The sequence below is a fragment of the Flavobacterium sp. EDS genome (assembly GCF_020991525.1).
Taxonomy (GTDB): domain Bacteria; phylum Bacteroidota; class Bacteroidia; order Flavobacteriales; family Flavobacteriaceae; genus Flavobacterium.
In genome coordinates this window covers 83,499-95,457 of record NZ_JAJMOZ010000005.1, presented here as the reverse complement: position 1 = coordinate 95,457, position 11,959 = coordinate 83,499, and the positions used below count along the sequence as shown (strand labels likewise).

Genomic DNA, 11,959 nt, shown 5'->3' with positions numbered 1-11,959 from the left:
TTATAAAGTAATATTTCGCTTAAAAGCACAACCTAATTCTATAATAGAATCAGTTTTAGCTATGCCAGGAATACTATCAACTTTTTCGTAGAGTATTTTTCTCATGTGTTCATGATTCGTAGCTATAATTTTTATGTAAAGCGTAAATGAACCTGTTACAAAATAACATTCAGTAATTTCAGGGATTTCCTTTAAGGCTTGTATTACGCGATCTGAGTCTGAATCTTTGTTAAGTGTAATTCCTGTAAATGATGCCCAATCGTATCCAATTTTTTTCTCATTAACAACAGGTTTAATTCCAGTTAAGATACCGTGATCAATTAGTCGGTTAACTCGTTGATGTACCATCGTGTTCGAGATTTTCAGAGTTGAAGCGATAGAGGAGAAGGCCATTCTGCCATCTTTTTCTAACTCTTTTATGATGCTAATATCGAATTCGTCTAATATATCCATTGTTTTCTTTTGAATTAAAAATGATTGTTTCTGTTAGTTATAAAAGTAATTATTTTTTATGATTTTTAAATAAGAGAATCTAGAATAGTTGTGTTTAAATATGACTTAATTAGGTATTGATAAAGTTTATATTTTTGTAAAATAAATAAATTATGAGTCATAATAACTTTTTGTTGTTGTAAAATATATAAAAATGGTTATTTTTGTAGATAAAGTTTTAAAAAATAAATTATCATGCAAACAAAACAAGACCTTTCATCAAAATCAGAAATCTTGATTGAAAAAGAAAATAAGTATGGAGCTCATAATTATCACCCTCTTCCAGTTGTTATAGAAAGAGGTGAAGGTGTTTATGTTTGGGATGTAGATGGAAAGAAATATTATGACTTTTTATCTGCTTATTCAGCAGTTAACCAAGGACATTGTCATCCGAAAATTGTGAAAGCCATGGTTGATCAAGCTCAAAAACTTACATTGACTTCGCGTGCTTTTTATAATGATCAATTAGGTCCTTATGAAGAATATGTAACCAAATATTTTGGTTTTGATAAAGTTTTACCAATGAATACTGGTGCTGAGGCTGTAGAAACTGCACTTAAAGTGTGTAGAAAATGGGCTTATGAAGTGAAAGGTATTCCTGAAAATCAAGCACAAATTATTGTTTGTGAGAATAATTTTCATGGAAGAACAACTACAATCATTTCATTCTCTAATGATGAAACTGCTCGTAAAAACTTCGGACCATTTACAGATGGATTTATAAAAATAGAATATGACAATCTTGAAGCTCTTAAAAAAGCTTTAGAATCATCAACAAATATTGCTGGATTTTTGGTTGAACCAATTCAAGGTGAAGCAGGAGTTTATGTTCCTTCTGAAGGATATTTAGCAAAAGCAAAAGAATTGTGTGCAGCACATAATGTATTATTTATTGCAGATGAAGTTCAGACTGGAATTGCACGTACAGGAAAATTATTGGCGGTTCATCATGAAAATGTACAACCAGATATTTTAATTTTAGGTAAAGCAATTTCTGGTGGAGTTTATCCAGTTTCTGCTGTTTTGTGTAATGACGAAATTATGAATGTTATTAAACCTGGACAACACGGATCTACTTTTGGAGGAAATCCTGTTGCTGCTGCAGTTGCAATTGCAGCACTTGAAGTAATTAAAGATGAAAACCTAGCTGAAAATGCAGAGCGTTTGGGAATTATTTTAAGAAAAGGTCTAAACGAAATTGCTGAAAGAAATAATTTAATCACACTAGTTCGTGGTAAAGGATTATTGAATGCAATTGTAATAAATTGTGGTGAGGATTCTGACTTGGCTTGGGATATTTGTCTTAAATTTAGAGATAATGGATTATTAGCAAAACCAACTCATGGAAATAAAATTAGACTAGCACCACCATTAGTAATGACAGAATCTCAAATTAAAGAGTGTCTGGAAATTATCGAGAAATCATTGAATGATTTTAGAAACTAAATCTATAATTTACAAAATTGATATAAAAAAACCATTCGTTAAACGAATGGTTTTTTAGGTTTATAGTGGTTTTACTTAGAAATTATATCCTGGATTCTGAGTAATTTTTTTATTAGTATCCATTTCTTTTAGTGGAATTGGGAAAACTAAATTATCAGCGTTATAAAGAATTAAATCTGATCCATCTCCACTTTCGCTTATATCGATAGAACGTTTTGTTCTTCTGATATCATGAATTAAGAATCCTTCCATTCCTAGTTCTAGTTCTCTTTCGAGTAAAATATCATCTATAGTTACTGAAGGTAAATCACCTGCATTCGCTCTTGCTCTGATAAAATTTATATCATCAAGAGGAGTATTACCAACATTTGTAGCTTCTTGAAAGTTGGCTTCAGCTCTTATTAAATACATTTCAGCTAAACGAATAGTAGTAACATTTGCAAATTGATCTGTGAATTTTGATGTTAGCACTGTTTCGCTTGCTTCATCAAAATAATTAAAAGTGCCTCTTTCATCATTAGGGTCTGTAAATTTTTCTAAATAATGATCTCTGATAGAGAAATCACCTCCACGTCCGCCATTATTCTGAGAAGCATAAAAAGTATTTAAATCGTTTAAGCCTGTCTGTTTTGTAATTTGAATAGCAAAGACATCTTCTGTCTGATCTGTGTCATGATTAAAAGCAGCAGCATAATTTGTAGATAAACGATGGCCACTATTTTCAATTACATCATTTGCAGCGTCTCTGGCACCAGCATAGTTACTTTGTTGTAGATAGACTCTAGCTAGTAACGCTTTTGCCGCATATTTGTCTGCATAAAAAGTATTATCTGCTGGCAGATTAGTATAAGCAAGATTTAAACCGTCGATGATTACTTTGTATACCTCTTCAACTGTACTTCTTTCCTTAGATAAATCGACGTTAAAATCGTATATCGCTTTTTCTCTAATAACAACACCTAATTGGCTATTCGTCTGTCCTTTTTCATAAGGTTTTGCAAAGAAACGAACGAGATCAAAATAAGCCAATGATCTTAAAAAGTTAGCCTCTCCAATCATAACAGCTTGTTTGTTTGGATCTTTTACTTTATCGATGTTATCGATAACTGTGTTTGTCGCATTGATGATTTCGTAACATCTAGAATAAGTTCCTTGGATAATTACATTGTCAGCTAGCATTGATTTGTAATACATTTGTTCTAGTTCACCGAAGGTACCAGTCCATTCCAGGTCTGTTGTTTCATCAGATGCACTAACTCCTAGTAAATCAGCATATAATAAAATTCTTCCGCCATATGCGTTACCATTGGCAGCTAAGGCATATGCTCCTGTCAAAATTTGAGTTATACCTTCTTCTGTGTTTAGTGTTTGATCAGCATCTTCTGTCTGTTTGGGATCAAGATCTAATTCGTTTTCACAACTTGTAAGTAAGATTGCAAAAAGCATAAATAGTATTAATTTATATGATTTCATCTTTGTTGTATTAAAAATTAATATTTATTCCCATTGCGATTGTTCTTGCAGGAGGAGCTGAGTAAAATTCTTGGCCAATAGATTGATTATCATCTCGTCTGGCTTCAGGATCATAACCTTCGTAATTTGTAAAGGTTAGCAAATTAACTCCTGTAAAATAGACTCTTAAACTACTCATTCCAAGATCTTTTGTTACATCTTTAGGAAGAGTATATCCAAAAGTTAGGTTTCTTAAACGAACAAAATCTGCTTTGTCTAAATAACGAGTAGAATTTTCAATTCCGTTTCCTTGACCATATCTAGCTTGAGGAACATTTGTGATATCTCCAGGTTTTTGCCAACGATTTAATTGATCAATTGTTTGATTATCAAAGTAATCTCCTGCTGTTGACATATACTGCCCAGCTGAATTATAGATACTAGCTCCCCATTCTCCTTGAAATGTAAATGTAAAGTCAAATCCTTTATAGTTTATTGTATTGGTTAAACCAGCCATTAATGTAGGAAAAGGGTTTCCTGCTATAATTCTAGATGCCTCGCTGTAGTTGTTTGTGGTGCTTTTATCGATGCTTCCATCTGCATTCACAGTATTTTTTACAAAAAGAGCATCACCATTTTGAACATCTACACCACCATATTCTACTAAGTAAAAAGAAGAAATGTTTTCACCAACTCTATTTATAGTTGGTGTTGATATAATATCAGTATTGTTATTAGGTAAAGATTTTACTTTAGACTCATTTGTAGTGATATTGAAACTTGTATTCCATTTGAAATTTTCTGTTTCAATGTTTTTTGTATTCAAAGTAAATTCGAAACCTTTACTTTCTACTTCACCAATATTTTTATTAATTGAAGGTGTAGTACCTGCTCCTGAACTTAAAGACAATGGTACTTCAAAAAGAAGACCATCAGTGTTTTTTTGGTAATAATCTACTTCAAGATTGATTCGGTTTATAAATCCTAGTTCAACACCTACATCAGTTTGTGTTGATTTTTCCCATGTAAGATTTTTATTTCCTGGTTGTTGAAATGTAAGACCTGATTTTAAGTTATACGGATTTGTTTGGTACAATTGACGAGAAGCAAAATTCCCGATCTCTGCATTTCCTACTTTACCCCAACTTCCTTTTAATTTTAAATAGGTTAAAATAGTATTGTCTTTTAAGAAGTTTTCCTGTGACATAACCCAACCTGCTGAGAATGCTGGGAATATTCCAAATCTCTCATTTTCTCCAAAACGAGAGGAACCATCACGACGGATACTTGCCTTGAATAAATATTTATTGGCATACGAGTAATTGACTCTTACGAATTGAGAAAGAAAAACAAAATCAGTTTCACGACCATGTCCTTCATTAACTTCTGCACCACCATCTACAGTTTGAAAGCCATCATTAGGGAAATAAATACTACCAACATCTTGATAACGACGATTGTATTTGTTAAATTCCATACCTACTAGTGCATTCACAACATGATTTTCTCCAAATACTTTATCATAGGTAAGATAATTACTTGAAACATAATTTTCAGTATTTACAGATGTAGCAAATACAGCCCCATCAGTGGCCATAAAAGGAGCATTTTTTCCTTGCCAATAATCTTCAGTTTGAGATAAAAGATCATATGAAAAATCAGAATTAAATTTTAAAGAAGGTAAAATTTTATATTCTCCATATACTTTTCCGATAACTCTTCTCATGATAGTTTTCCAAAATGAATTGTCTTTAACTAACAAATAATTCGCATATTCTGTATTTGGATTTGCAGTTCCGTCTGGTAATCTTGCAGGCGAAATTGGTGCTTGTGCAACAGATTGTAGTGGAGTAGCAAATGCATTGTCATCTTGAACTCTATGAATTATAGATCTAGAAAATCCGATATTCATACCAGCAGTAAAACGATCTGATACTTTATGCGATACATTAGTTCTAGCAGTAATTCTTTCTAAATTATTACTGTCAACAATTCCGATAGTGTTGTTATATGCTCCTGAAAAGTAGTATTTAGTTTTGTCATCACCACCAGAAACAGAGAAATCAGCGTCGGTAGTATAACCCGTTTTAATGGCTTCTTTTTGCCAGTCGGTGTTTACTTCTCCATTTCTCCAATCAGTTCCTTGTGATAAAAACTCTAATTCTCTTTCAACTCTTGCTAATCTGCCTACGTTTGTACCAGCTTCTCGTAATAATTCTACATATTGTGTTGCGTTTAACCATTTTCTTGTATGAGTAGCTTCACTTACTCCTTGAGAAAGATTTATAGAAAAATTTCCTTTACCTTCTTTACCCTTTTTAGTTGTTATAATAATAACTCCATTGGCACCTCTAGCACCATAAATAGCTGCAGAAGAAGCGTCTTTAAGTACATCAATAGATTCTATCTCGTTTGTACTTAAGGTTAAAAGCGGGTTTGTTGGTGATCCATTTCCTGATTCATCATCAGTAATTAAAGGAATTCCATCCAATACATACAAAGGTTGTGTACTAGCACTAATACTGGCAGCCCCACGTACTCTAATGTTCATTCCACCATCTACTTTACCATTGGTTTGAGTAATTTGTACTCCTGCTAATTTACCAACCAAGGCATTTTGAAAATTGGAAACAGGGACTTGTTGAATGTCTTTTGCGGTAACACGCGCAATGTTATCTGTTAAATTCTTTTTAGTCTGTGTTCCGTAACCTACAACTACCACAGCATCAAGTTCATTTTGGGTCTCGGTTAATTCAATTGTCATTAAATTTGATGCAGGTGCCTGAACAGTGGTAAAACTTACATAGCTAGCAATTAAAATATCTCCCTTTTTTGCTGCTATTTTAAATTTTCCGTCAAAATCAGTTTGAGTACTGATCTTCGTTCCTTTTACGAGGACATTTACTCCAGGAATAGGAATTTTTTTAACATCGGTAACTTTGCCAGATATGAATCCTTCTTGTGCATTGGCTATTTGCATAATTAATACCGACAAAAGCCACAAATAATACTTTAAGTTAATTTTCATTTTTTTAAAGTTTAAGGTTAATACTCAAATATCTTAATTATATGTTAATTTATAATTTTTTTTAACATAAAAAATCACAAATAATTTTGTTTTTGTGTAAATCGTAACAATATTGATTTGATTTGTGCAATTTTGTTAAAATTAGTTAAAGATATTATTAATAATTTAATTTTTGTTTCCTTTTTATTGTTTTTACTGTTGCTATTTAACCTTATTGTTGTTTTATTTGCGTGTATTTTCTTTATATATCTATTATTTGTTAGTTTAATATAAAAAGCGATAGCTGTTAGACTATCGCTTTTTGTCTATAATTGCTTAAAATATCAAAAAAAGCAACTATTTCTTTAAAGGATTTCCACCTGGCATTACCTCTGTTTTTAGTTTGAACTTGCTATATTCGACTACTCCAGTTTTAGTTGCCCAATCAAAATATTTTTCTGATAGTTGATTTACAACAGCAGGGTTTTGTTGCGCTACATTAGAAGTTTCTCCTCTGTCTGTGTCTAAATTATAAAGTAACCATTCGTAGGATGGATATATCGAGACTAGTTTCCATTTGCCATCTCGTACAGCTCTGTTTCCTGCTCTTTCCCAAAACAATGGTGCGCTTCTGTCAACCTGTGAAACATTATTAAATAAAACAGGTAATAAACTCTTCCCAACCAAAGGATTTGAGGCAACACCATTGTATTCTTTTGGGTATTCTATTCCAGCCAATTCGTAAAAGGTAGGAGCGAGGTCTATAATATGAGCAGTTCCTTTATCAATTCTTCCTGCTTTTATTTGCGATGGGTACCATGCTATAAACGGAGAGCTAAAACCTCCTTCGTGCATATTATTTTTATATTGTTGTAATGGAGTATTAGATAAATAAGCCCAGTTTTGTTCCTGATAATCAAATGATCCTGATGTTCCTACTGGCCCAGTATTTCTGACAAGACCTCTGTTTAATGGATTGTAGCTATTAAAACCTCCTTGTGCTCCATTATCAGAAATAAAAATAATTAGTGTGTTTTTATCTTTTTTCAATGCTTTTAATTCATCTAAAACTTTTCCAACATTTTGGTCCATGTTGTCAACCATTGCCGCATAAACTTCCATCTTGGCTTTCCAGAATTGTTTTTCATCATAGGTTAGTTTGCTCCATTCAGGTACTTCAGGGTCTCTTGGCGCAATGGTTTGATTGCCTTGAAGGATTCCGTTTTCTTTTAGCTTTTCAATTCTTTTTTCTCTTAATATATCCCAACCTTCATCAAACTTCCCTCTGTATTTAGCAATATCTACTGGTTTCGCCTGCAATGGCCAATGTGGCGCTGTAAATGCTAAATACAAGAAAAAAGGTTTATTTTCTTTATTTTGTTCTTCTAGAAATGTTACAGCATTATTTCCTATTTCGTCTGTGAAATAATACGAATCATCTTTTGGATGTAATTCGATATTGTTTTTTATCAATTTTACAGGGTAAGGTGTTTTCCCAAATGGCAAGGGTTTGGTGTCAAAATAGTTTGAAGCCCCTTTTAAGATTCCATAAAATTTATCAAATCCTCTTTGGTTTGGCGATTGTGCTTGGTCTTCGGAACCTACATGCCATTTTCCTGATAATAAAGTGCTGTAGCCTCCAGAGCGGAAAACTTCTCCCAGGGTTAATGATTCTTTGTTTAAATACCCTTGATATGCTGGCAATCCAAGATTTACATCAAAGAATCCGACACCAGCTTTATGCTGATATTGCCCTGTTAATAGGGAAGCTCTGGTTGGAGCACAAATAGAGTTGTTATAAAATTCTCTTAAACGCAATCCTTCTTTGGCTAGTTTGTCTAGGTTTGGTGTTTTTATTTCTGAACCATAATTCCCTAAATCCGAATACCCCATATCATCAACCATAATGAGGATGATGTTTGGTTTTGAAGTTTCAGGAGTTATTTTATTTTGTGCGCTAACTATAACAACTGCCGAAAGCAAGAGGTTTAGTGTAATAAATGTTTTTTTCATTTTATTTTAAATTTTTGTTGGCAAACTCTTGCCTGTAATTTTAATTACTAAATAACAATAAGGCTATTATCAGTGTAATAATTACATTGAATAACTGTGCTATTAAAAAGGCATACAATGGTTTTTTACTGTTGTTGCTTAGTAAATCTTTAAAATTGGTTTCTAAACCTATACTTGTAAAAGCCAGAGCAAACCAAATGCCTTGTAAATTCTTTAAACTGTCTTTAACTTCTTCACGAACTTCAGATGTAAGCAGGAATGAAAAAACTAAGGAAGCGGCTATGAAACCAATGACAAACTTTGGAAAACGTTCCCAAATAACTCCTAATGTAGGTTTTGATGCAACAGCTTCGGCCGATTTATTATGTGTATAGGTCCAATAAACGGATATGGCAAAAGCGGCTAATCCTAATAATACATTTTGAGAGAATTTTACAATCGTACTTATTTTTAGTGCCGTTTCTCCTACTAGTGAACCTGATGCAACAACAGCTCCTGAGGTATCTATACTTCCGCCTAACCAAGATCCAGTTACCTCTTCGGGAAAGTTGAAATATTTAGCAATAATAGGCATGAAAATCATCATAGGAATTGCAGTTACCAATACCATCGAAATAACATAAGAAAGTTTCTTGGAATCTCCTTTGATAGCACCTGAAGTTGCAATAGCAGCTGATACTCCGCAGATGGAAACAGCGCTGGAAATCATCATGGTTAACTCATCATCGATTTTTAATTTTTTGCACAGCCAAAAAGCAAAGTACCAAACTGATACTACTACTACCAGAGCCTGGGCTAATCCTAAAGTGCCAGCTTTAAGGATATCTGAAAAGATGACACTGGTTCCTAATAAGACCAATCCTATTTTTACAAATAGTTCTGTAGAAAGAGCGGAACGGAACCATTCTGGAAGTTTAAATAAATTACCAATAGCTAAACCAATAATCAAACTAAAAATTACAGCTTCTAGATTGAATCCTTTTATCGTAGTATTCCCAGCAATAATCAATGCAATTACGGTTAATATATAAACGATTGGAAAGCCAAATAGAAAACTTTTGACCGACTTTCCAGTAAAAAAAACACCGATCGTACCTATTGAAATAAGGTATATAAATTGCAATCCAATGATTTGTAGATTTCCAGAATCGAATACACTATTTAGCAAATCTGTTCCATCAGACCACTTGAATACAGGTACTGAAGGGAGAAAAACAAAAAGCGATATTCCTATTATTAAAAATCCTAAAAGAACTACTGTCCAATCTTCGTGAATGATATATTGTTTTGTTTTAATTGACATTTTAATATTTTTATTTATTTTCCTGCAAGGTCTTTTTGAACTTGCAGGTATGATAATCTTGCGTAAGACCTTTGCTTCTTTTTCTGCCACAGATTAAAAGGATTTGAAGGATTATTTATTTCTATAAAGCCTTTGTATCGTTAGACGAACTGTGGTTCGCCTCTACAGGAAACCTTTGAACTTCAGAACCTCAGTACCTTTTTTCAAATCCTTGAATGGTTAAACGCATTGGGGTGCGTCTCTACAGGAAATCTTTGAACCTTTGTACCTCAGTACCTTTTTTAAAACCTTAATTCAAAGCCACATCAAGATCATTTTTTAAATCGCTGATACCTTCTTTTTTGAATATGATTTTTCCTTTTTTGTATAAAAGCAAGGTTGGGAAAACGTTTATGGTTTTTAAATCTGCAATTACCTGTGGACTGTCTTCGAGTTCGATTTCAACAATTTTTAAATTGCTACCATATTGCGCTCGAATTGTTTCTAAAATTGGTTTTACTTTTTTACATGGAGCACAGTATTTAGATCCAATATCTACTAAAACAGTATTATTATCGGCAATAATTTTATTGTATTCAGTTAAGGATAATTTACTTTTAGAATTAGCATAAAATGGTTTTCCGTTTCCAATCCAGTTTGCAATTCCCCCTTCTAAACTGTAGGCCTCTTTGAAGCCATTCTTTAATAATTCTTTTTCTAAGGCTACACTTCGCCCAGCTCCAATTGAATAGATAAACACAGGTTTTGATTTGTCTAATGAAGCTATATGCTTGGCATAATTTTCGGATTGTAAATTAAAATTGACAGCGCCATTAATATGGTTCAGAGCAAATTCATCAGCACCTCGTGCATCAATTATTTGAGGTTTTTTTTGACTTTTTATTTTTGTATAAAATACTTCCAATGGTACTACATTCGGGTTTTTATCTTGTGAAAAACCGATTAGTGTAAATAGCAAGACGAGTGCTGTGAGGCTATTTTTAAGTTTTGAATTTTTCATAGTTTTAAGATTGAGTTTGTTGTTCAAAATAAACAGGACTTTGCGAAGGAGTATTGTTTGCTTTTTGTGTTAATGGAACTGCAAGCACTCCTTCGGCTAAAGCGCTTCCTTCTTTTTTAGATTTGAATATTGGCCAAAGAAATTGTGCATACCATTCTTCTTGTTTATACGATTTCATTCCATATGATTTTGGAAATTTGCGTGTTATTAAACCAGTTCCAAAAATCATATCCCAAATAAAAAACATATTACCAAAGTTGCCTTTAAAATGTCCAACACCGTCTCCGCTAGTATCAGCATGATGCGCATGATGTGTGGCAGGAGTCGAAATTAATCGTTCTAATACCCATGCAATTGGATGTAAAACTTTGTATTTGTAAAATGGTTTGTCCCAAGCAATACTTGAATGTGCACCCAAAGTGATAAAACTTTTTATTACCAAAACAAATAAAGCAGGTAATCCTAATCCTAAGTAAGTTAGGGTTGCTGTTAAGTATATTTGAGAAAAGAATACAGTATAGATAAAATTTTGTCTAGAAGCCATTGCCATTCCCATGTATGGAGCCGAATGGTGTGTTCTATGAAAACGCCATAAAAAGGGTACTTGATGATGCAAGCGATGGTACCAATATTGAGTTAAATCATCGGCTATAGCAATTAAGAAAAAACCTCCCCAAAAAGGAACCCACGAAAGTGAATTTTCTAGATTCGGAATTACATATGGTAAAACTGTTAAACTAAAAAAAGCAATAACAGGTGGTAAAAGTAATTTAGGAGCAAGAAAACAAACGATATCTATTTTTCGTTCTTCGCCAGTCCATTGATCATCATATAAGCCAGCAGCAAATTCTATGATACCTAAAACCAGCATAAATGCAATTAATCCCCAACTGCGGATATTCTGAAATGCAGGTTTTACAAATTCTAAAAAGGATGGTAATGTAATATGTGATTCGCTTACGATCCCATTACTCAGTTTAAAATATAAGTAAATTGCTAATACAGGCAATGAGTATATTAAAAGACTAATTCCTAAATCTCTTGTTAGTTTGCTATTTGAGTTATGAGTTGTTGCCATGATTTTTTATTTTAAGAGTTGATTTATTAAGGTTAAACCTCCAGCTAAAATGATTAGTGGAACTAAAAAGAGTATTGCACCAACAAAAATCTTTTTTGCTATTATTTCAAAGTCTACTCGTTTCATAGTATGTGGAATTTATTTAAAAATATTCAGGCCTTTTTGGTT

General features: G+C 32.8%; 8 protein-coding genes. 1 reads left to right on the top strand and 7 read right to left on the bottom strand.

Annotated elements, in window-relative coordinates:
- Positions 1–453, bottom strand: coding sequence for an Lrp/AsnC family transcriptional regulator (locus LPB87_RS09375; RefSeq protein WP_129539161.1), 453 nt, complete (start codon positions 451–453; stop codon positions 1–3).
- 234 nt (positions 454–687) lie between these two features.
- On the opposite strand from LPB87_RS09375, the gene rocD reads away from it, so the two are divergent.
- Entirely contained in the window at positions 688–1,938 is a 1,251-nt protein-coding gene (rocD, locus tag LPB87_RS09370) for an ornithine--oxo-acid transaminase (protein ID WP_129539160.1), read from the top strand.
- Positions 1,939–2,013: 75 nt separating this feature from the next.
- On the opposite strand, the gene LPB87_RS09365 is transcribed toward rocD, so the two are convergent.
- The 6 genes from LPB87_RS09365 to LPB87_RS09340 all read right to left on the bottom strand — a co-directional run bounded on the left by LPB87_RS09365 (position 2,014) and on the right by LPB87_RS09340 (position 11,791).
- Positions 2,014–3,411, bottom strand: a complete 1,398-nt coding sequence (locus LPB87_RS09365) for a RagB/SusD family nutrient uptake outer membrane protein (RefSeq protein ID WP_230727729.1) — start codon at positions 3,409–3,411, stop codon at positions 2,014–2,016.
- A 10-nt stretch (positions 3,412–3,421) separates the two neighbouring features.
- A complete protein-coding gene (locus tag LPB87_RS09360; RefSeq protein WP_129539158.1) occupies positions 3,422–6,418 on the bottom strand; it encodes a TonB-dependent receptor in 2,997 nt (998 codons plus the stop codon).
- A gap of 336 nt (positions 6,419–6,754) precedes the next feature.
- Complete coding sequence (locus LPB87_RS09355; protein WP_230727728.1) at positions 6,755–8,410, bottom strand: arylsulfatase; 1,656 nt, start codon at positions 8,408–8,410, stop codon at positions 6,755–6,757.
- Positions 8,411–8,450: 40 nt separating this feature from the next.
- The gene (locus tag LPB87_RS09350; protein WP_230727727.1) at positions 8,451–9,713 is read right to left on the bottom strand and encodes a putative sulfate exporter family transporter; all 1,263 of its coding nucleotides are present in this window, start codon (positions 9,711–9,713) and stop codon (positions 8,451–8,453) included.
- 289 nt (positions 9,714–10,002) lie between these two features.
- Complete coding sequence (locus LPB87_RS09345; RefSeq protein ID WP_230727726.1) at positions 10,003–10,713, bottom strand: thioredoxin domain-containing protein; 711 nt, start codon at positions 10,711–10,713, stop codon at positions 10,003–10,005.
- A gap of 4 nt (positions 10,714–10,717) precedes the next feature.
- Positions 10,718–11,791: a sterol desaturase family protein gene (locus LPB87_RS09340; protein WP_230727725.1), complete on the bottom strand. Its 1,074-nt coding sequence runs from the start codon at positions 11,789–11,791 to the stop codon at positions 10,718–10,720.
- Positions 11,792–11,959 lie beyond the last annotated feature (168 nt).